This is a genomic window from Paenibacillus sp. 2003, assembly GCF_031455635.1.
GTDB classification, from domain to species: Bacteria; Bacillota; Bacilli; order Paenibacillales; family Paenibacillaceae; genus Paenibacillus; species Paenibacillus amylolyticus_B.
Window position 1 is genome coordinate 2,496,244 of record NZ_JAVDTB010000001.1, and the last position, 22,387, is coordinate 2,518,630.

At 43.3% G+C, this 22,387-nt stretch carries 14 protein-coding genes; 8 read left to right on the forward strand and 6 right to left on the reverse strand.

The features are described 5' to 3' along the window. Window positions 1-290 precede the first annotated feature (290 nt). Genes J2X75_RS10765 through J2X75_RS10775 form a run of 3 tightly spaced genes read right to left on the reverse strand, consistent with a single transcriptional unit; the run spans window position 291 to window position 2,041 of the window. A complete protein-coding gene (locus J2X75_RS10765; RefSeq protein WP_310336276.1) occupies window positions 291-1,061 on the reverse strand; it encodes an NRDE family protein in 771 nt (256 codons plus the stop codon). A gap of 32 nt (window positions 1,062-1,093) precedes the next feature. Further along, window positions 1,094-1,405 carry a Dabb family protein gene (locus J2X75_RS10770; protein WP_310336277.1) on the reverse strand — a complete coding sequence of 104 codons (312 nt, stop codon included), beginning with the start codon at window positions 1,403-1,405 and terminating at the stop codon, window positions 1,094-1,096. Window positions 1,406-1,459: 54 nt separating this feature from the next. Next, window positions 1,460-2,041 carry a TetR/AcrR family transcriptional regulator gene (locus tag J2X75_RS10775; protein WP_310336279.1) on the reverse strand — a complete coding sequence of 194 codons (582 nt, stop codon included), beginning with the start codon at window positions 2,039-2,041 and terminating at the stop codon, window positions 1,460-1,462. A 222-nt stretch (window positions 2,042-2,263) separates the two neighbouring features. Here J2X75_RS10775 and J2X75_RS10780 point away from each other — a divergent pair, with 222 nt between their 5' ends. The 3 genes from J2X75_RS10780 (at window position 2,264) to J2X75_RS10790 (ending at window position 5,382) form a co-directional block, all read left to right on the forward strand. Then, window positions 2,264-3,379: an NADH:flavin oxidoreductase gene (locus tag J2X75_RS10780; protein WP_310336280.1), complete on the forward strand. Its 1,116-nt coding sequence runs from the start codon at window positions 2,264-2,266 to the stop codon at window positions 3,377-3,379. Between the two features lie 225 nt (window positions 3,380-3,604). Beyond that, window positions 3,605-4,456 carry an AraC family ligand binding domain-containing protein gene (locus tag J2X75_RS10785; protein ID WP_310336282.1) on the forward strand — a complete coding sequence of 284 codons (852 nt, stop codon included), beginning with the start codon at window positions 3,605-3,607 and terminating at the stop codon, window positions 4,454-4,456. After that, window positions 4,453-5,382: a DMT family transporter gene (locus J2X75_RS10790; RefSeq protein ID WP_310336284.1), complete on the forward strand. Its 930-nt coding sequence runs from the start codon at window positions 4,453-4,455 to the stop codon at window positions 5,380-5,382. Before J2X75_RS10785 ends, J2X75_RS10790 begins: the two co-directional genes overlap by 4 nt. A 71-nt stretch (window positions 5,383-5,453) precedes the next feature. Here J2X75_RS10790 and J2X75_RS10795 read toward each other — a convergent pair whose 3' ends face one another. Continuing rightward, the gene (locus J2X75_RS10795) at window positions 5,454-6,155 is read right to left on the reverse strand and encodes a pseudouridine synthase (RefSeq protein WP_249912375.1); all 702 of its coding nucleotides are present in this window, start codon (window positions 6,153-6,155) and stop codon (window positions 5,454-5,456) included. Between the two features lie 204 nt (window positions 6,156-6,359). Here J2X75_RS10795 and J2X75_RS10800 point away from each other — a divergent pair, with 204 nt between their 5' ends. The 5 genes from J2X75_RS10800 (at window position 6,360) to J2X75_RS10820 (ending at window position 12,008) form a co-directional block, all read left to right on the forward strand. Next, window positions 6,360-6,992, forward strand: a complete 633-nt coding sequence (locus tag J2X75_RS10800) for a hypothetical protein (protein ID WP_091029231.1) — start codon at window positions 6,360-6,362, stop codon at window positions 6,990-6,992. Between the two features lie 342 nt (window positions 6,993-7,334). Beyond that, window positions 7,335-8,543 (forward strand): MFS transporter, encoded by a 1,209-nt coding sequence (locus J2X75_RS10805; protein ID WP_310336286.1) that lies wholly within the window; start codon window positions 7,335-7,337, stop codon window positions 8,541-8,543. Between the two features lie 90 nt (window positions 8,544-8,633). Continuing rightward, window positions 8,634-9,872: an aspartate aminotransferase family protein gene (locus J2X75_RS10810; RefSeq protein ID WP_310336288.1), complete on the forward strand. Its 1,239-nt coding sequence runs from the start codon at window positions 8,634-8,636 to the stop codon at window positions 9,870-9,872. Window positions 9,873-10,149: 277 nt separating this feature from the next. Next, window positions 10,150-11,199, forward strand: a complete 1,050-nt coding sequence (locus tag J2X75_RS10815; RefSeq protein WP_310336289.1) for a zinc-dependent alcohol dehydrogenase — start codon at window positions 10,150-10,152, stop codon at window positions 11,197-11,199. Between the two features lie 71 nt (window positions 11,200-11,270). Further along, window positions 11,271-12,008 (forward strand): HAD family hydrolase, encoded by a 738-nt coding sequence (locus J2X75_RS10820; protein ID WP_310336291.1) that lies wholly within the window; start codon window positions 11,271-11,273, stop codon window positions 12,006-12,008. A gap of 144 nt (window positions 12,009-12,152) precedes the next feature. Here J2X75_RS10820 and J2X75_RS10825 read toward each other — a convergent pair whose 3' ends face one another. Together J2X75_RS10825 and J2X75_RS10830 are read right to left on the reverse strand one after the other, a co-directional pair. Further along, window positions 12,153-12,335 carry a YjfB family protein gene (locus J2X75_RS10825; RefSeq protein WP_091020566.1) on the reverse strand — a complete coding sequence of 61 codons (183 nt, stop codon included), beginning with the start codon at window positions 12,333-12,335 and terminating at the stop codon, window positions 12,153-12,155. Between the two features lie 194 nt (window positions 12,336-12,529). Further along, a complete protein-coding gene (locus tag J2X75_RS10830) occupies window positions 12,530-22,351 on the reverse strand; it encodes a non-ribosomal peptide synthetase (RefSeq protein ID WP_310336293.1) in 9,822 nt (3,273 codons plus the stop codon). Window positions 22,352-22,387 lie beyond the last annotated feature (36 nt).

Sequence of the window (22,387 nt, forward strand, 5' to 3'; positions counted from 1 at the left end):
AGAACCGCTGCAAAATCATGTTATGTTGATTCACATTATATAAACTATTCAGGGAAGTTCCATGATTCATAACATAGAATTGTGATCAGAGATAAAGAGCCCAACTAAAATTGGGCGTGTTATACAAAAGGTAGTCTCATACCGATTATTTCGCGTTATATTAGTTGACACAAAAAAACGAAAGTACTCTTTACACTCAGAAGCAATGAAACATGAACGTGAGATGTAACTTCATTGATTCATGTTAATGCATAATGTCAGAACATCACTTGTTTCATATTCTCAGCTTGTCAGTTGAGAAGTTTGATGTTAAAACGTTGCTCCATTACCTCTCCGTTCTGGTGAACCCTCTCCGTAAAAAACACTTCTTCTCTATTCATCAGAACAACGGATGAAGCTCTGGTCCCATAGTCAAATTTTTCACTTTTAACGAAGATGGGAGAAAGTAAACGTTCCCATTCCAATGGAACACCTGTATGGGGGAGAAGCTCATCCACTGAAGGGTCTGCCATTTGCAGCAAACCTAATATTTCTTCTGTCAGGGTAGCTTCGTCCTCCCCTTGGATGATTTTCTCCAGCCCTTCTTTTCCACGTTTTACCTTGGGCCAATCTGTATTGATCAAGTGATTACTAATCCCGTATATTCCCGGTTTCAACTTCATCACAACATTACCCACATTAGAATAATAATAGAGGTCGTCAGGATCACCCACTAACAAATTGTAACCAGGATAATCATTTTGGCTTTGCTCCGCATGTTGCATATGTTGCTCAGGTGTGGACGTTCCCTTTAAAAAATAAGCAACCAGATCTCCTCTTGAGCCTTTCGCATGTACCTCTTCATTCGGATCACGATAATTCGTGACAGCAGCCAGACGCCCCTCTGTGGTTACGCCCATCCAGGTTCCCATTTTCGACAAATCCCGGCCAGCCAGTATATGAGGATGGTCTTCCCAATAGTGTGCTTGAGCCGTAGGTCTGTGATAGAATTCATCCCTATTTGATCCCAATATAAGCGGATACTTTGGATGCATGTTGTAAGCAAATAAAATTAAACACATGGGAATCTTCAACTCCTATATTCGTTAAACCTCTAATTTCGCGCCTTTATATCATAATCAACTACGATTACATCTTCCACCCAACCATCGAGGGAAGCTACAAATGCCTGATGAGCAGGATGTGGACCATAGGCGCGCAATGCCTTCTGATCTTCAAACGTCACTCTCAATCCAATCGTGTAACCTTGAATACGGTCCGTTTCTTCCGTTGCATTGATTCCTGCGGTCAGCCCGACAATCCCCGGGATTTGTTCCTGTAACGCGAGTAATTGATCCACCAACTCCTGCTGTTTGACTAGTGTGGTTTTATTGTTAAATTTAAAAACAACCAAATGTTCAAACATCTTGTTATTCCTCCCATGTCCATTTGAATAATAATGCAATTTCTTTAAATGAAGTCAATTCAACAATTCCAATCCACCCATCATATAAGGAACAACTCGCTGGGCCAAGTCAGCCGGGGATTCCTGCCCGCCTTCAATATTCCATCGATACGTCATTCCATAGATCGACCAGCTTAGCATGGTTGCAGTAATTTTCAGCGTTTTGGGATCTACATCCCCCGCTACTTTGCTCATTAATTCAAGAAGGAATTGCTCCAGTTGAGTCTTGATGTTCTCTTCAATAATTGGTGCAACTGTCTCATATTTTTTGATGCAACCATTACTTGAGACGTGATAATCACATAATGAAAATATAAGCTGCTGTATGGTTTCGGCTGATAACCGTGCATCCGGGTCCACCCTTTTCGTTACATATTCCATAAAAGCATCCGATAACAAGGCTTGAAGCAGTGCATATTTATCCTGAAAATGGGCATAGAATGTAGCCCTGTTAATTGTGGCTTGTTCCGTAATGTTTTGAATCGTAATGCTGTTGAAATTTTTAAGATTCAATTGGTTTAAAAACGCATCAAGAATTAATTGACGCGTGCGAATTACACGCGGATCGTTCGAGTTTGGAGACAATACACCAGACATGTCCCAATCCTCCTTGTACACAAAATATTTGGTTAGACTCCTTTATTATAGATAAGTGTTATTTGTTCAACAAGTGAAAGTAAGTGCAAAGACACCATACAATAATCCGTGTCTTTCGCTTAAGCAACAAAATGCTCCGATTGTTGGTTGAGCATGCCTATACACCTTGTTAAGATTGCACTCGTACCCGATTGAAGGTGCATAATAATGGAGGTGCTTAGTTTGAGTAATCAACAACAAAACGTTATTTCTACGGAGTTTCTGTTCCAACCATACACTGTTCAAAAATTAACCCTGTCCTCGCGCATCGTCATGTCCCCCATGGCTCGTGCCTTCTCCCCGGATGGTGTCCCGGGCCCCGATGTAGCCGCATATTATCGTCGGCGTGCCGAGCATGGTGTTGGACTCATTATTACAGAAGGTGCGACCATTGAGCATCCATCTGCATCAAGTGAGCCTAGAATCCCTCATATGTATGGAGAAGCAGCTCTTCAAGGCTGGGCTGAAGTGGTCGAACAAGTCCATGAAGCCGGCGGCAAGATTTTTCCGCAGATTTTACACATGGGAATCGTTCGTCCTTCAGGATCTAACTCACACCCGGAAGCTGCATCACTAAGTCCATCGGGAGTTGATATGGAAGGTACTCAAGTAGGTGCACCTATGACGGAGACAGAGATCGCAACTGTGATTCAAGCTTATGCTGATGCAGCAGTTAATGCGCAACGCATCGGTTTTGACGGAATTGAGCTTCACGGTGCACACGGTTTTCTGATCGATCAGTTTTTCTGGAAAACAACGAATAGGAGAACGGACCGCTATGGCGGTGACCTTCAGAAACGAACTCAATTCGCGGTTGAACTTGTAATGGCAGTTCGTGCTGCGGTAGGTCCTGATTTTCCTATTGCGATGCGGATTTCCCAATGGAAGATGAATGATTATCAAGCCAGACTGTTCGACACCCCCGAACAATTGGAACAATTCCTTCGTTTGTTAGTTGACGCAGGTGTAGATATCTTTCATTGCTCGACACGACGCTTCTGGGAGCCAGAGTTCGAAGGATCTGAGCTTGGATTTGCAGGTTGGGTAAGAAAACTGAGTGGCCGAACCACAATTACCGTTGGTTCTGTGGGTATGCCAGATGAGCCTGAAGCAGGAGCAGATAAAACAACACATCCAGGTATGGGCGAACTCATGAAGCGATATGAGCAACAGGAATTTGATCTGGTAGCTGTTGGACGTGCACTCCTTGGTGATCCGGCATGGGCTGCCAAAATACGCGAAGGACGCGTATTCGAGATTCAGGCTTTTACACCTGAAGCACTCGCTACGTTACACTAAGAACAATTACTTATTGTTCCAGAGATTTTTTCTCCCCTATATATAGGTTTGAACTCATGAATCAACTATACTAAGCAAAGGGCTCGCTTTCCCTCCGGGATTGCGGGTATTTTGCTTTTGGAAATATCTGTCCAATCAAACACTTCGAACAATAGCAATATCATTCAAGAAAATTCCTTCTTTGCAACCTATAATGACGTTAACATACCAGAAAGAAGGTGCATCATGACTCGGGAAGTCCGGACTGTAGTATTTGATACCGAGCTACAGCTAGAAGCTTATCAATTTGAAGGCATTATGCAGAAGTTTCCCAATCATTTTCATGACTATTACGTCATTGGATTCATTGAACAAGGCAAGCGACACCTCGTCTGCAACAACGAAGAATACATTTTGAATAGTGGTGATATGATTGTCTTTAATCCACATGATCCTCATGCCTGCGAACAGGTCGATGGCAGAACCCTGGATTATCGCTGTATCAACGTCCAGCCTGAGGTTATGCGAGAATATGCGAGAGAGATTACTGGACAAGCTTACTTGCCACGGTTTACATCCCCCGTTCTCTACCAAAGTGAACTTGTAGGTTCCCTGCACGAGCTGCATCAGATGATTCTAGAGGAGCAATCCGATTTTTGCAAAGAAGAATTGTTACTCTTACTACTGGATCAATTGCTGCGAGATTATTCAGATGCTGAACCACCTGTTTCCACACAGGATGTGACCACAGAGATCAGACGCATATGTGATTACATAGAAGCTCATTACATGGAGAGCATCTCGCTGAACGAGTTAGCCGATTTGACGGAGATGAGCAAGTACCACCTGCTGCGTTTATTCACTCGCCAGAAAGGGATATCCCCTTACCGCTACCTGGAAACGATTCGCATAAATCAAGCCAAACGTCTGCTGGAAGAAGGCCTGCTTCCGATTGAAGTAGCCGCACAGACAGGATTCAGTGACCAGAGCCATTTCACGAATTTTTTCAAAAAACTGATCGGCCTGACACCCAAGCAATATAGACGTATCTTCAATCATGATACCGAGCCGAAACGAAACACCGATCACATCATATGACGAGTCATCATAATACCAAGGTATCTACCGGACATTTGCTCGCTTTGTTTACCATCTTAGTCTGGGGGACTACGTTTGTCTCGACGAAGGTTCTGCTGATTGACTTTACTCCAGTGGAGATTCTATTTTTCCGTTTCCTGATCGGGTATTTGGTACTGTTATTGATCTATCCACGTTCACTGCGGATCGCCTCATTCAGAGAAGAATGGTTATTTATCGGAGCAGGACTATGTGGGGTGACGTTATATTTTCTTATTGAAAATATTGCTCTGGTGTACACAACAGCTTCCAACGTGGGGGTTATTGTCTCCATTGCCCCGTTCTTCACTGCCGTACTCGCACACTTTTTCTTAGATGGTGAGAAGTTAACTCGCCGCTTTATTATCGGATTCGGGATTGCCTTGAGCGGCATCCTACTTATCGCACTGAACGGCAGTTTCATTCTGCAACTGAATCCGATAGGTGATCTGCTTGCTTTCATCGCACCTGCGGTATGGGCGATCTACTCTGTGTTAATGCGGAAAATTGGCGAGCTTTGTTATCACACCATTGGTGCGACCCGCAAAGTATTCTTCTATGGCCTGATCTTCATGCTGCCAGCTCTTTTCCTGTTTGAATTCCATTGGGAACTCGGGCGCTTCACAAGTATGACCAACCTTTCTAATGTTCTCTACCTCGGTCTGGGTGCCTCCGCGTTGTGTTTCGTGACCTGGAACCGGGCTGTGAATCTTCTCGGAGCTATCCAAACGAGTGTATATATCTATCTGGTGCCTGTCATTACTGTTGTGTCATCTGTACTCATTCTTCGGGAACAGATAACCTGGGTCATCCTGCTCGGGGCGTTCTTAACCTTATTCGGTTCTTACATTTCAGAGCGAAAAGGACACAAGCTTAACAACAAAAACACTAATCCGCATAGGGGTTAGTGTTTGCTTCATTTTTTACTGATAAAACTGGACATCGTGGTTGACCACCGTTGACATGCAGCAGAATTCATTCATTTTATCTTATTCAATTGAGACAGCAGAATCTCCAGTTCCTCTTGCTCCAGATGACGCCATTGCCCCCGCTCCAGTTGATCCAGCGTAATATTCATAATTCGCACGCGCTCAAGCTTCAATACTCGGTACCCCAAAGCTTTGCACATTCTGCGAATTTGCAGGTTGAGTCCCTGTGTCAAAATAATACGAAATACATCTTCACTTTGCCTATACACTTCGCAAGGTTTGGTCACCACGTCCAGAATTTCAACGCCTTCAGACATGGACTTTACAAATTCATCTGTTATGGGTTTGTCTACAGTCACTACATATTCTTTATCATGGTTATGCTCCGAACGCATCATCTTGTTCACAATGCCTCCATCATTCGTAAGCAAAATCAACCCCTCAGATGCCTTATCCAGCCTGCCTATCGCAAATATGCGAGAAGGATAATTCATATATTGAATGATATTCCCTTCCACATGTGCTGCTGCTGTGCAGACAATACCGATGGGTTTGTTCAGAGCAATGTAGACAGGTTCACTGTCATTACGAGGAATCTCCTTGCCATCAATGAGTACCACATCGTGAGGTTCAACTTCCGCCCCTTTTTCACATACCCTGCCATTGATCGTTATGCGTCCAGCTGCAATTAAACGATTCGTTTCCCTGCGGGAGCAGAATCCCGTTTCACTTATGTATTTGTTAATTAACATGTGTCACCACTTCTCATCTATAGTATTGCCACTGGTTCTTAGAGTGTTGGTACGTTCATTCGCTTCTTGCAATGAGTTAGTACCTTGTACTGATTTTCATTCCACATCATCTCATTTATACTGAAACGAAGCAATGAATGGTTATATAAAAACACATACAACGTTACATAGGAAAGCCAAAATACACGCTGGAAGGAGCTTCTCATGTACAAAGTTACTCGAATTACAGTTGACCCCGATGATCCAAACCAAGACTCTGGCATGTGGATTGGTGGAGAAACTGCATACGTTTCCGACTGGCCGCTCAACCCTGAGGGTCAGCCTTTATTACATCTGTTCTCCATCAATTGCAATACACTTTCACAGCAGGTCCATATCCCTTCTTTACCACAAGATAAATATATCTCGGTCTTCTCGACCTACTCCGCCTCCGAATATTTTCTGGATCAGGTAACCTATACGGGAGATGAGCTGGAATGGAACGAGAATATTCTCGCCGGGTGCACTTATGTCTCGGTATCTTCGCATCCACTCACTTCCGTATGTCCCGTTCCACCCATTCCGTTAAGCGGCGTACGTTTGATTGAAATGGAGTTAGACGATCAGGCATTCCCTGCATTCTCATTTTTCTCTCCCACGTTACCAAATGGTGTGAAAGGAATTGACCATTTGGTAGAGGAACATCAACTGGTGTGTCAAATATATTCCGGAGATTTTCCTGAGCCTTATCGGGATATATTGGGTCTTCCCGATGCAAACGGTTATTTATTTTTGCGAAGGGGTCCCGCGTCTGCTCACGCGCCATTCGATGGAATATTCTTTGTACAGACTGCTTAATGGCGATACGTTGAGGTCAGGTAACATCATATAAAAGGGCTAATCAGAACGTTTCCCGTCTACTCAGACAGGGAACGTTTTTTATATATGCACGTGTTACTATCCTCGATCAATACAAATGCCAAACCCTGTTAAAAGGTCATATGGATTGGATCATATTTATCCTTTCGACACGAAATCGTTTTAGATGAAACTTAGCACGAGAAATATTTCTCCTCATCAAAATTTAACATTATTTTACAACAAAAAGCATGTACATTTGTGCATTTATGGTATAAGTTATATATGAAATAAACATTAATTACATAATATAAAATTTTTATCCAACTAGGAGGCAGACTTATGAAAAGAATATTCGCTCTAAGCTGCGGTTTTTATCTGTTAATCGGCATAACCAGCGTTGTGCTCGGCGCCCTTCTCCCTGTTTTATTGACATATTATGAGCGCGGTTATAGTGATGGCGGATTTTTGTTATTTCTGCAGTTCCTTGGATTTCTTGTCGGGGTTCTTGTCGCTCCTTCAATGACTGCCCGGATCGGAAGAAAAGTTATGTTACTGATTGCACTGGTCTGTATTGTAGCGGCTTATGCTGTTCTCGGACTTTTGCCATCTTGGACTAGCGTTCTTCTACTTACTATTCTCATCGGCTTTGGCTCAGGCATTATTGAGCCTTCCGTTGGAGCATTCACGATCGAATTCACTGAGAATCAGAAAGCCGTAGCGATGTCCAAGCTTGATGTGTTCTTTGCTCTTGGAGCACTTCTCATCCCCGCTGTCGCTGCTTTATTTATCTGGATGGATCTGTGGCATCTTACTTTTTATACAGTGGCCGTGTTGTCACTCGTTCTCATGCTACTGTGGATCACCATGCCCCGTTCAGCCGCACTGTATCTGGAACAGGCTGGCGAGAATACAGTGGCACACTCAGCAGGTAAAGCCCGATATTCTAGAAAACAGCTGGGTCTGCTGACGATCTTTGTCATCTTCTTTTTCATCTACATGGGACTGGAACTGGGATTAATGAACTTCCTGCCCTCCATTCTCGTAGAACGATTGCAGCTTCAAGAATCTGTCGCATCGCTGAGTGTCTCCATCCTGTGGATTGCGATGATCATCGGTCGTCTTTTCTCCGGGAAAATAGCGGAAGCCGTCAACTATATGCCTTTCCTGATCTGGAGTACGGTTGGCACGCTTTTGTTTACGGTCGCTATGGTATTTGTAACTGGACAGTGGGCAACGTATGTGCTCATCTTCGGAACCGGTCTGTTCATGTCTGGGCTGTTCTGTATCGCACTGGTCTACGCAAATGTTCTGATTCCCGGTATGACCGAGCGGACAACCAGTATCCTGATCGCATCGGGTGGTATTGGAGGTGCCATCTTGCAGTATGTGACTGGATGGAGTATGAGCACAGGGCCTGTCGTGAATACGGTCTGGATTTTGGCCGGATTCTGTCTGATCCTGCTGCTCACATTGATGATCTCTCATCTATGGACTGTAAAAAATAATGCAGTACGTACTGCTCTCGCACAACATAGTAAGGAAATGTAAACATCGTTTCTTAAGGGAGGTGATGCCCGCATCATCCGGGATTGTTGAGCTTCGTTCGAGTTAGTACACCATTATATTGGAGGAAATCGTATGCAAACTTTAACCAACAACCGCTTCATAGCCGGAAAAGGGATTAAGTTGATTGACGATTCAGGTGTTGAATACCTGGATGGCGTGTCGGGCACGTTCAATCTGTCACTGGGCTATAATCACCCACATGTTGTCAGCAAAATTCAGGAACAAGTCGGCAATCTGACGCATATGTCTTCCTCCTTCACCGAACCGTACGTAAATGAAGTACTTGATCACTTAATCGAATATGCTCCAAACGACATTAATGCCGGATGGATGCGGGATATCACTGGTTCAACTGCCAACGAATGTGCAACCAAAATTGCACAGAAGTATACCGAATCAACAGACATCATCAGCCTGTATCTGTCCCATCATGGGCAGACCCAATTTGCCACCGGGATTTCGGGGAATGCCTTCCGGCGGAAACGGTTCCCCAATTCGGCTGTGGCTAACGCTGTCCATGTACCTGCCCCATACTGTTATCGCTGCCCATTCAAATCCTCAAATGGAGACTGCGGCTATCAATGCGTTGAAGCTATATCTGATGCGATAGAATATGCAAGTTCCGGCTCAGTCGCATGTATGATTATCGAACCCATTCTTGGAAATGGCGGCAACATCATCCCTCCCGCCGGGTATTTCAAACGTCTGCGTAAACTGTGTGATGAGTACAATATTATTCTTATTGCTGACGAAGTGCAGACAGGCATCGGTCGTACCGGAACCATGTTCGCCAGCGAACTGTTTGATATCCAGCCTGATATGATTACCCTTGCAAAAGGTCTTGGCGGGATCGGTGTACCTGTTGCTGCGGTATTAATGCAATCCCGGCTGAATGTGCTCGAAAAGCACGAACACTCCTTTACCTCAGGAAGCAATCTGATCTCCGTAACCGCTGCCAAATCCACCTTGGAAGTGGTATCCGAACCCGGGTTTCTGGATGCCGTAAAACGCAAAGGTGAAATTCTGGGTGAATTGCTGCATGAATTGGCTACGAAATACCCAAGTATCGGTGAAGCTCGTGGTGTCGGGTTAATGTGGGGGTTAGAGATCGTAGGTGACGGTAATGAACCCGATACGCTCAAAACCAATGCCATTGTTGACCGTGCTTTTACAGATGAGCATCTAATCTTGAGAAGTTCAAGATATGGCTTCGGTAACGTTGTTAAGGTCCGGCCTTCCCTTACCACAACCGAAGACGAACTGGTAGAGATCGTGGAGCGACTGGATTCGGTGCTTGCCAGCGTTAATTAAAACATTTCAATGCAACTGTTCGAAGTGGTCGTTTCGGTTACGAATCGTTCTTATGATCGCTGTTATCCACGGATTTTCTTGATTTTCCTTTCCCAAGGGAAAAATCCGTTGATAGCGTATGCTTCCGAAGCAGCTTTCTTTCAGAAAGCTTTTAGGCTAACGCTTCGCTTCTCCAGAATCGATTTCGTCCCCTTAACTACTTTCGTATCTTGTCAGAAACAGTTTTAAGATGAATCGCTATATTTATATTTTTATATAATTATAAGGAGGTTATATCATGCTTGCATTGGTATACAAATCGGCTTGGGATGTGGCGCTTGAGGAACGGCCTGTCCCGGAAATTACAAGAGATAATCAGGTGTTGGTTCGTATTCGAGCAACCGGAGTATGTGGTACCGACTTAGGCATCGTAAGCGGTAAATATCATGCGGTTCCTTCTGTCATTCTCGGTCATGAGTCTGCCGGGGAAGTCATTGCTGTTGGCTCTGCGGTAACGACATTACAACCGGGCGACCGTGTTGTGATCGACCCTACCTACTATTGCGGACAATGTGACATGTGCAGAACAGGCAGACCAAATCATTGCACACATAAGTCTGTTACCGAGACAGGTGTGAGTGCTGACGGAACATTTACAGATTATTATGTGACCGAAGATCGCTTTTTGTACAAATTGAAGGATCATGTGAGCTATGAAGAAGCAACTTTGACGGAACCGCTCAGCTGTATGCTGACGGGGATTAATCAGATTCATCTACTGCCGAATTTCAGAACAATCATCCTCGGCGCAGGACCGATTGGCATTCTGTACAGCTATGCGCTCGCTTCCAAAGGGGTCACCGGCTGTCTGGTCGACATCTCCGAAGAACGCTTAGCCATTGCTGGTTCGATTGCACCTGATCGTTGGGAAGTTCATTCATCCTTCGAAAATGCAATCGAATCACTGTCACCCGCAACCCATCAGGTCGATATGATCGTGGATACAACAGGTGTTGTGGGCACACAAGTACTTTCCCAGCTCGCCAGTGGCGGTTATCTGATGCTGGTAGGTCTAAGAGATGGAAATACGTCCTTTAATCCAAAAGAAGTCGTGGACCGCAGTCTGAAAATTATTGGTTCCATCGATTCTCTGGGGACATTTGCTACCGCACATTATATGATTGAACAAGGGATTATTCCGGCAAAAAAAATCATCACCCACTCCTTCCCGTTGGAGGATTACGAAGAGGCATTCCGTACACTTGGCTGCGATATTCAGGGACGCACACTTCAAGCCTCTTCACATGCCATTAAAGTTGTGCTGCAATCCAGCGGTTCCAGTTTCTAAAGTGGAAGGTTAACCATGAATGGATTACATTAGAGATATATGTACACACAATCCTGGAGGAGGAATACAACATGGCAGCAAACAAAGAATCTAACGGACTGGGAGCCCCCAATGATGACATCATTCAAGCAGTCATTTTTGACATGGATGGTGTACTGATTGACAGCGAACCGATTTATTTCGAGATTGAGCGCAGCTCTTTTACCCATTTTGGAGCAAGGGTGACTGATGAAGAACATCATACCTATGTTGGAGTTACGCTGGAATCCATGTGGCAGCAAGTATTGGACAAACATCAACTGACAGCTACGCTGGAAGAAATATTTGCTTATCATCAGCATAATGTGATGCAAACGATGCTTGCCCATCCGAATCTCACAGCAATGCCTTCCGTGGAACGCTGGTTAAGCTGGCTGCATGAGCAACACGTACCCATAGCCGTTGCTTCTTCCTCTCCACGTGCACTGATTGATCTGATCATGGACAAAACCGGACTTGGACAATACTTTGAGGTGCGAATGACAGGTGAGGAAGTTACGAATGGCAAGCCGGCACCAGATATTTTCCTGACCACAGCTGAAATGATTGGTGCATCCCCTTCGAATTGTCTGGTGATCGAGGACTCACGCAATGGTGTTCAGGCCGCCAAAAGTGCAGGCATGCGCTGTATCGGATATCGCAATCCGGGATCAGGCAACCAGGACTTGTCCAAATCCGATCTTCAGATTTCCAGTTACGATGAGTTATGGACATTGAAGGACACACTGCCCTTTGAAGGCAGATTGCCAAGTTTGTCAAAGTTTCGCTGAGAAGATCGTAATAAAAAGATCGTAATTTCGGAATGAGTATTTAAAATAAAACAACCCAAACGGCTTCAATTCATTTGAATTGGAGCTGTTTGGGTTTTGCTTGCTGCAATGGGTGTTACATAAGAACACATGCTGTAATTTCAACTAAACCGAAAGATCGAGACTTCTACCCAGATTGGGATGAGGAGCAGGCACAGACTTCAACATTTCCGTCATCTGCTGGCCTTGCTGCTGTGCCATGTCTTTCGTAATCGACATCACTTGCAAGCTTGCCGACTGTACGACTGAAGCTTGGCTCATTGCCATTGATAATGCTGCAATATCCATGTTTTTCACTCCTTTCACTTTCTGATTACATAGATGTACTTATTATATATCGGTTAGAAGGGAGGAATTGTTAAAAAGTCGATCAAAATGTATACGGAAATCCATTCCATTCAATCCCAACCACCCCAGGTCTGTGGTGTAACGAATCACAGAGACGTTATTTCGTCGATTGGGTCGATTTTTTTACTTGTGCATTAATAACTGTTCGACGTAATCAATGCAAGTTCGTTTATTTTAACTTCCGGATTACTTACCACCTGTTGAATCATGGAAATAAAGTGTTTTTGAATCTGTTCAACGGTAGAAAGGTCATACACATTGGCATTGTACATCAAAATGATCTTCATATTTTCATGGGGTTTGACAATCAAGGTAAAATCAAAACTATTGTGTTCTGTACCCCCAACATTCATAATCTCAAGCGGTATTTCGCCTTTTTGACCCAAACTCTCCATTCGATGATCTACCGGGAAGTTCTGATACACAACAACATGGTTAATCAGAGATTGTTTTTGCTTGGTCAGATTTTGAATATCATATAACGAATACGTATCATATGCATGTGACTCCACAGCTTGTGCCTGATTCCTTTTCATTAGAGATATAAATGACTCATCGGCCTGAACCTGGATACGAACAGGAATCGCATTAATAAATAATCCAATCATACTTTCGATCCCAGGAATGACAGGTGGTCTGCCCGATACAACACTTCCGAATACAACATCGTTGCTTTCATTGTATTGCTGCAACAATACACCCCAGACCGTCTGCACTAACGTATGGAGCGTTACATGCTGCTGTTCTGCAATCTGTTTCATTTGCTCGATTAGTACATCATCCAAATAACAGTTTAGTGTTCTGGAATCCTGTCTTTCATGTTTCGGTTTGATTTTTTCTCCAGGCAGTTTCGTTTGCCCCTCATAACCATCCAAGTAATGACTCCAATAGGTTATTGCACCTTGATGATTTTGCTGTTCCAACCATTCAATGAATTGACTATAAGGTGTTAATAGAGTCACTTGAGGCTTTCTATTCTCCCGAATCGCAAAGTAATTCTCAAATATTTCTTTACTTACCAGAGACATACACCAGCCGTCCATCAAAATATGGTGAAAACTCCATATGACGCGGTATTCCTCATGCTTTGTTCGTAAAACAGACATACGTATTAGCGAATCTCGTTGTAAGTCAAATCCTCTCGCCTTGTCCTGCTCGATATACTCGTCAACATACGTTTTACGTTGCAGCTCACTTGTGCCAGCTACATCTTCATAGTGAAATTCAAATTTCTTCTCTTGATACACGATTTGAAGAGGGATGTCCACGAAATCACTGTAAAAATTCGTTCTTAATATCGCATGCCTTTGCATTAATTGATCCAAACTTTGCGCAAAAGAAGTAACATCAAAATCTCCACGCATATTAAACATGATTTGTACAAAGTAAGCGCCCGAAATTGGATTCCGTTCACTTTCGTACAACATTTCCTTCTGTAATGGTGTAAGTGGGTACACATTTTCGATTCGACCGATGTGCCCAGTTTGTTCCACGATTTGATCCAATTGATCAATGGTTAATGACTTGCATGAAATATCACTTGGCGTAAGCTCGGTTTGTTCCTTCGTTACACAATGTTCAACGACTCTATTAAGACCTTCCTTATAGAGACAAGCCAATTGCTCCATCGTTTCCCGGCGATATTGTTTTGAACTATAATTAATGGACAGCGACAACCGCCCCTCTGTAACAATTCCATTGATATTAAGCACAAATGGTCTCTTGTTGTTTTCACTTACGGATGGCCCGCTGGAATAATGCGAGAATTTAATGCCATCCTGGCCCGAATCCTGGTTCACCTGTCCCATATAGTTGAAACTAATTTCGGGATTTTTCTCTAACTTGAATCCTTCATTTCCATGTGACAAATACCTCGAAATCCCGTAACCAATGCCCTTGGTTGGGATCTGGCGCAGTCCTTCCTTGACGGTCTTAATCTTCCTTGATAAGTCAGCCCCGGACTCCATCGTAATCATAACGGGGTACATACTCGTAAACCATCCCACTGTACGCGTAATGTCCAGCTCTGGCAGGATGTCTTCTCTACCATGCCCTTCCAGATTTACGAGGATTTCTTCCATGCCTGTCCAATCATGAACAGCCATTCCTAATGCCGTTAGCAATATATCATTAATTTCCGTATGGTACGCATGATGTGTCTGCTTTAATAATTGCTCGGTCTCCGCTGCGGTCCAATGAATGGTGATCGTTTCACTATCCTTGCCAGTCGTCTCATCACAATCCATATCTTTAGGCAGCGGGCTTAGCTGGGCCTGCTCCACACGACTCCAGTATGGATTCTCTTGCTTCATCGCTGCGCTGTCTGCAAACGTAGACAATTGTTCTGACCATTGTTTAAACGAGGTCGTTTTTTGAGGTAGCCGAATTTCTTCACCTCTTAAGAACTGGTCTTGCCCTGTCTGAATATCTTCATATAAAATACGCCATGAAACCCCGTCTACCAACAAATGATGAATGGCTATAAGCAGGTGATCCCCTTCAGCACATTGGAACAACCCAAGTTTGATCAAAGGTCCGTGAGACAGATCCATACCACTCTGAATTTCTTTTGCTTTATTTTCAATGAACGATGCAGGATCAACCTCATTCTTCAGGTCAATGATCTCCAGACTGTATAATCCTTCTTCGTCTGCCCCTCGATTCCACGCTTCATATCCGACTTCAGGCGATTGACTATAAAGGATGCGGAGAGCATCATGCTGTTTTACGATCTGATTCATGATGCTGTGAATAAAACGGACATCAAACCCTTTTTCACGAAAGAACATCATTTCCTGATTGTAATGATGGGCGTCCACCATATTTTGATCAAAGAACCAGCGCTGAACAGGTGTCAGCATCACTTGTCCCGTAACTTCCCCTTGGTCAGAAATAGTGCTCACAGATGTAACGTGTTCACTCAACTCTGCTACTGTTGGATAGGTGAAGAAATGCTTCATCTCCACTTTATACCCTGCTTGAAGCAGTCGTGAGGAAACTTGAATACATTTAATCGAATCGCCCCCGAGTTCAAAGAAATGATCTGATGTGCTAACCTTTTGCACACCAAGCACAGCTTCCCAGGCAGAGACGATCGCTTGTTCTACAGCGTTTTGTGGCGCCACATACTCGGTACCTTTTTGCATACGTTCTTGTGGAGAAGGCAATGCCTTTCGGTCAACCTTTCCATTGGATGTTAACGGTATATGCTCTAATTGAATAAAATAAGACGGGATCATATAATCCGGAATTTCATGAGATAATGCCATTCTGATTTTCTTCGCTGTCAGTGAGCTGTCGCCTTTCCAGTACGCACACAACTGCTTCGAACCATCCTCATGCTCACGGGCAATAACGACCGCTTCCTGAATGGAGTCTATTTTCAAAAGCGCAGTTTCCACTTCGCCAAGCTCAATTCGGTAACCGCGAATTTTTACCTGATGATCGATTCGTCCCAGATATTCAATATTTCCATCCGGCAGCCATCTTGCCGCATCTCCTGTGCGATACATTTTCCCTTCTGTAATCCAGGGATGCTTCACAAATTTCTCTGCGGTTAAATCAGGTCGGTTCAGATATCCTCTGGCAAGCCCTTCACCTGCTACAACTAATTCTCCCTGAACACCGATCGGTTGAATCCGTTGATGTTGATCCAAAATATAGGTTTGCAACGTCGGGATTGGTTTTCCAATATTGCTCTTTCCAGCATGTATTTCAATGTCGGTTATTTCCTTATACGTTACATGAACCGTTGTTTCGGTTATCCCATACATATTAATTAACTGGATAAATGGATATTTCAGCTTCCAGTCCTTCAATAACATTGGATTGAGGGCTTCTCCTCCAAAAATCACTTTTCTTAATTTCAGATCTGCTGTATGACTTGCCAGTTCTTCCTGAAGAAGATGATAGAAGTACGTTGGCGTTTGGTTCAAGATCGTCACTTGCTCGTCTTTTAACAATTGTAGAAATTGTTCCGGACTTTTTGCCGTCATTTGAGGTACGATAACCAGTTTTCCGCCATATAGCAATGCCCCGTACATCTCCCATACCGAAAAATCAAAACAAAAGGAATGGAACAGTGTCCATGTATCTGATGCCTTAAAATCAAACAAATTTTTACTGTTGAACAACAATCGCACCACATTTTTATGTTCAATACATGTCCCTTTTGGTTTACCTGTCGTTCCTGAAGTATAGATCACGTAGGCCAAGCCTGTTGGTGTAGCAGTAACTCCCAAGTTCGAATGATCTTCATGATAGGACTTAGGTTGATCCAGGTAAACGACCTCTCCTGCAAAAGAGATGCGTTCTTGCAAATGACTTTGCATTAATAATACATGTACACCCGAATCCTGAAGCATGTAGTTTATACGATCCTCTGGATATTCAGGATCGATCGGCACGTATGCGCCACCCGCTTTCAAAATCGCAAGGATTCCTACAACCATGTCTAGCGAACGATCAGCGATGATCCCGATTAACTGATCATTTTGAATGCCTATAGCCTTCAGCGTTCTTGCCAATTGGTTGGCTTTCTCGTTCAGCCCTTCATAGGTCAAATCTTGATCCTCATATACAACCGCAACGTTTTCGGGAGTTCTTGCTGCTTGTTCCTCAAACAGTCCATGAATTGTCTTGTTCATTGGGTATTCAGCCATAGAATCATTAAACTGCTCCAAAATTTGTTTTTTCTCCTGTGTTGTAGTCAAGTCAATGTCATGGATAGGGATAAGCGGATTCTTGACCACTTGCTCCAACATCTGAATCAAGTGACCTTGAATGCGTTCTACGCTTGCCCGATCATAGACGTTAGCATTGTAATAGAACATACATTTCATGGATTGGCCTGGTTTAATAATCAGGTTAAAATCATAGTTCGTTTGTTCATCTGCTTCTACATTCGTAATCCGAAGAGCTGTCTCTTCCTGATCCCCAAACTGTTCCATAATGCCCTGTACAGGATAATTCTCGAATATCAGGATATGATCAATCAAATTTTGCTTTTGCGATGTTTCCGCTTGAATCTCGTATAACGGATACGTGTCATGTGGATGCGAAGCGACAGCATGTTCCTGATTCCGCTTCATAATCGCTGCAAATGTCTCGTTACCTTGAGTCTGAACGCGTACAGGAATGGTATTGATGAATAAACCAATGATTCGCTCCACTCCAACAATCGCCGCAGGTCTGCCCGACACCACGCTTCCGAATACAACATCCTCACTGCCGTTATATATTTGTAGCAACATTCCCCACGCTGTCTGCATGAACGTATTCAACGTCACCTGATTCTGACTGGCCACTTGTGCGATTTGTCCGGTTAATTCCTGACTAAGTGTACAAATCATATGCTCTGAATGATATTCATCACTCTTCGTAATTGAATGTTCTTTTAGCAAAGTGGTCTGCTCATCATAACCTTGCAAATAGTCACGCCAGTATTTCAGGGACTCTTCATGATCTTGGTTGTCCAGCCATTCAATATAGTGTTTGTATGGAATCGTACTCTTTGCCTCCAGTTTTCGTTGTTCCTGAATAGTAAAATATCCATCAAACAACTCCTGGATTACAAGAGACAGGCACCAGCCATCCATTAAAATATGATGATAATTCCAAATGAAACGATAGGTTTGGTCTTGCGTTTGCAAGATCGAGATACGCATTAACACATCCTGAGACAGGTCGAAACCTTTTATTTTATCTGCTCTTGTATAGTCTGCCACGTATGCTTTACGATCTTTTTCATTCATCTCACGCAAATCTTCGTATATAAGCCCATTCCGTTTATGACGGTATACCACTTGCAGAGGTCCATTCTTCCATTTGCTGTGGAAATTCGTTCTGAGAATCGAATTACGCTGCATCAACTGATCCAGACTCTTCGTAAAAGCTTCCACGTCTAACGAACCATGAAGATCCAGCGTGGTTTGAAGGAAATACGCTTCAGACTTTGAATGAAGCAGATGATGAAAGAACATTCCATTTTGCATCGGTGACAAAGCATATATATCTTCGATTTCACCAATGTGTTCCGATTCTTGAACAAATCCTTCTAATTCTTCAATCGTAATTCCTTTTAACGTTAGATCACTTGGTGTACATTCCGGCTTCTCTTTTGTCACACAATGCATCACGATTTCTTGCAGATGATCTCTAAAATATGTTGCCACTCGTTCCATCGTTTCTTTTTGATATTGGGTGCGACTATACCGAAGTGACAACGTCAATTTGCCTTCCACAATTAAGGCATTCATATCGATCAGAACATTTCTTCTGTGATTGTCGCTTGCTGTTGTTCCTTCTGGATAGGGAGAGATCTGCATCCCACTATTCTGAAGATCCTGATCAAATTGTCCCAAATAGTTAAAACTAATTTCAGGATTCAAGGTAAAGGGCGTTTCTTGCTGATGTGCACTTAAATATCGTAAAATACCATAACCAATCCCTTTTTTAGGGATTTGACGAATCATTTCTTTGTTTGTTTTGATGAAAAGAGACATATTTGAACTTGCTTCCATATCAAGTACAACCGGATACTGGCTCGTAAACCATCCGATCGTTCGTGTAATATCGAGATCCGGTAAAATTTGTTCTCTTCCATGTCCCTCCAGATTGACCAGCACTTTATCCATGCCCGTCCATTGGTGAATAGACATGCCTAATGCATGGAGCAGCAAATCGCTAATCTCCGTTTTATAAGCACGATTCGCTTGTTTTAATAATTGTTCCGTTTCTGCCGCTGACCATTCCATCGTGATTTCTTCGCTGTCTTTTTCCAGTGCATGATCCGCTTCGAAATCTGTAGGTAACGGCTTATAGGTTGCTTTTTCAATTTCATTCCAATATGCAATCTCTTGTGTTATCGCATCACTGTTCGCATACAACTGGAGCTGTTCTGCCCATAATTGGAATGAAGCCGTTTTTTGCGGTAGTTGAATCGATTCTCCATCACTTAATTGTTCATAGCCCCTCGATAGGTCTTCGATCAAAATTCGCCATGAAACTCCGTCGATGACTAGATGATGAATAACGATGAGTAAATGATCTCCGTCTGCACATCGAAATACGCCCAGCTTCATCAAGGGCCCACGTTCCAAAGTGAACGTGCTTTGCATTTCATTTGCCTTCTTCTCGATTTCTTGAGACGGATCTGCTAATGACTTGAAGTCCATCACTTCAAGTGTATATAAGGGGTCCTTTTCCTGCCCTTCATTCCACGCTTCATAACCCTGTTCTGTAAGGCGATATGCCGTACGAAGTGCATCATGATGCTCACTCAGTTTATCGAATACACCGCGAAGTGTGGCTTCGTGAAAACCTTCTTTCCGATACAGCATCACGGACTGATTATAATGATGGGCGTCCACCTTGTATTGCCCAAAAAACCAATGCTGGATTGGAGTCAGCATCACTTTTCCAGTGATGATTCCCTGTTCTGACAGGGTACTTATGGGTTGGACATAGGGAATCAAGCTTGCTATGGTTGGATTTTTAAACAGATGATCCATCTGCACCTGGTAACCTGCTTGATATAATCTTGAAGAGACTTGAATGGATTTAATCGAATCTCCTCCAAGCTCGAAGAAATTATCCAAAATCCCAATGTTCTCTACCCCAAGTACCTCTTCCCAGATCGATACAAGTTGTTGTTCCACCATCGTTCGGGGTGCTTCGTACTCCATTCCCTTTAACATATGTTCTTTAGGAGCAGGCAGCGCTTTGCGATCTATTTTCCCGTTGGACGTGAGCGGCATCTGATCCAGCTGTACAAAATAGGACGGAATCATGTAGTTTGGCAGCTGCTGGGACAGCGCCTCCCGCAGTTCCCCGATCGTGATTGCATTCTCTCCTACCAGGTACGCACATAATTGTTTGGTTCCCGTTTCATCTTCTCTGGCCAGAACGATGACCTCTTGTATGTTGGACATGTTCAAAAGGGCTGTCTCCACTTCACCAAGTTCAATCCGGTGTCCACGAATTTTCTCTTGATGATCTACCCTTCCTATATACTCTATGTTCCCATCGGGCAGCCATCTTGCGAAGTCACCTGTCTTGTACATTTTTGCTCCCGAAACAAATGGATCATCCACGAATTTCTCCGCCGTCAGATCTGGACGGTTCAAGTAACCTCTGGATAGCCCTGCTCCGGCTACACATAATTCTCCCTGAACTCCAATAGGCTGCAATTCATTCCGTTCTCCTAAAATGTAGACTCTATTGTTCGCAATAGGCTTCCCGATTGAGATATTTTGATCTGCCGACTTGATCGACAGAACTGTGGATACAACACTATTTTCGGTTGGACCGTATTCATTACACACTTCGATGCGTGGATTGATGCGCTGCAATTTGTGTATTAAGGCAGGAACAATCTTCTCTCCCGCAGCCACCACATTTTTCATGGATGCCCAATCTTCCGCGCTTACTTGTTCCAATAGGGTCATCAAGAAACTGGGTGTACTTTGGATGTGCGTGATTTGCTGTTTTTTGACCATCGTATTGATGGCTATAGCATCTTTACACTGTTGCTGGTTTAACAAATACACTGTCGAGCCAGATATCATCGGACCAAAGAAATGAGTAATAAATGAATCAAAAACGAAAGGATTCAGCATTAATACCCGATTATCTCCGGTAAAATGATAAAAATCCGATTTCCATTGCAGGGAATTCACAATGCTGGCATGTTCAATCATTACGCCTTTGGGATGGCCTGTTGTTCCAGACGTGTAGATCATGTATGCCAAATCACTGGAGATCGCTCCATCTTCCAAATTTAAATGATCATCATGGTGATTTACTTCAGAATCCAGAATGACACATGTCCCTGCATAATGTTCCGGCTTCTGTATATGACTTTGATGCAGCAACCAAGCCACCTTTGAATCCTCAAGGATATAGTGAATACGGTCTGCCGGATATTCCGGATCGATTGGGACATATGCCCCGCCAGCTTTTAGAATACCGAATAGACCTATGATCATCTCAAGTGAGCGCTCTGCCATAATGCCAACGAACTGACCCGCCTGCACCCCCTTAGCTTGAAGCAATCGGGCCAATTGGTTGGATTTTTGATTTAACTCTCTGTACGTTAACTGTCTATTCTCAAATACGACTGCCGGATGGTCCGGTGTTCGTTCCACCTGTTCTTCAAATAATTGATGCATCGTTTTGTTCTGTGGATACCCCACCCTTGTATCGTTAAAGTCATATAACAGCTTGTTTCGATGAAACTCTGATAACATATCAACTTGACATAGCTCCAGATCAGGTTGGTTTAGAACTACGGAAAATAATTGATCAAGATGTTCAACAATTTGTACCATATAATCCCGATCATAACGATCATCATCATAAACTAATCTTAACTGAATGGAGTCGTTCTCCAGATCAAAGTGGAACATTGTCGCCGCTTTTACATGATTTTCATCAAGGGTGGGATGAATTTCATTCAACGAAACCAAGGTATGAATTAATGGGACATGGTTCGAATCATATTGAACATTTAGATGTTCAACCATTTTTCTGAAAGGAATTCGTTGATGCTGAATGGCTTCGGTTAAACTGGTCTTCACTTGATTAAATAAGGACTTGAATGACATCGCATGATTGATATTATTTTTTAAGACAAGAACCTTATTCGAGAGCGACAGATCATTGTTCTTTTCTTCCATCGTTGGTATGCCAATAATCATCTTGGTTTCATTCGTGTATTTATATAACAAACACTGAACTCCCGTTAATAAGATCGTATATATCGCCATAGGAGCATTTCGCGACATGGACTTGATTTTATATGAAACATCGGCTGACAAAGACTTATATATATCATTCTGGTGCTGCGTATCGTCTGGATGTTTGGAGGTTGTCTTGCAATAAGGCAAATGAACAAGATGATCCTCATCTTCAAATCGGCTTGCCCAATACGATTCCTGTTTTTTAAAAATAGACATACGGCACCCCGATCACATTTATATTTTTAGGTTATT

What these genes read in the sequence shown, in the direction of transcription:
- J2X75_RS10765 (WP_310336276.1), bottom strand. Translation starts at nt 1,061, where the DNA reads ATGTGTTTAATTTTATTTGCTTACAACATGCATCCAAAGTATCCGCTT.
- J2X75_RS10770 (WP_310336277.1), bottom strand. Translation starts at nt 1,405, where the DNA reads ATGTTTGAACATTTGGTTGTTTTTAAATTTAACAATAAAACCACACTA.
- J2X75_RS10775 (WP_310336279.1), bottom strand. Translation starts at nt 2,041, where the DNA reads ATGTCTGGTGTATTGTCTCCAAACTCGAACGATCCGCGTGTAATTCGC.
- J2X75_RS10785 (WP_310336282.1), top strand. Translation starts at nt 3,605, where the DNA reads ATGACTCGGGAAGTCCGGACTGTAGTATTTGATACCGAGCTACAGCTA.
- J2X75_RS10790 (WP_310336284.1), top strand. Translation starts at nt 4,453, where the DNA reads ATGACGAGTCATCATAATACCAAGGTATCTACCGGACATTTGCTCGCT.
- J2X75_RS10795 (WP_249912375.1), bottom strand. Translation starts at nt 6,155, where the DNA reads ATGTTAATTAACAAATACATAAGTGAAACGGGATTCTGCTCCCGCAGG.
- J2X75_RS10800 (WP_091029231.1), top strand. Translation starts at nt 6,360, where the DNA reads ATGTACAAAGTTACTCGAATTACAGTTGACCCCGATGATCCAAACCAA.
- J2X75_RS10805 (WP_310336286.1), top strand. Translation starts at nt 7,335, where the DNA reads ATGAAAAGAATATTCGCTCTAAGCTGCGGTTTTTATCTGTTAATCGGC.
- J2X75_RS10810 (WP_310336288.1), top strand. Translation starts at nt 8,634, where the DNA reads ATGCAAACTTTAACCAACAACCGCTTCATAGCCGGAAAAGGGATTAAG.
- J2X75_RS10815 (WP_310336289.1), top strand. Translation starts at nt 10,150, where the DNA reads ATGCTTGCATTGGTATACAAATCGGCTTGGGATGTGGCGCTTGAGGAA.
- J2X75_RS10820 (WP_310336291.1), top strand. Translation starts at nt 11,271, where the DNA reads ATGGCAGCAAACAAAGAATCTAACGGACTGGGAGCCCCCAATGATGAC.
- J2X75_RS10825 (WP_091020566.1), bottom strand. Translation starts at nt 12,335, where the DNA reads ATGGATATTGCAGCATTATCAATGGCAATGAGCCAAGCTTCAGTCGTA.
- J2X75_RS10830 (WP_310336293.1), bottom strand. Translation starts at nt 22,351, where the DNA reads ATGTCTATTTTTAAAAAACAGGAATCGTATTGGGCAAGCCGATTTGAA.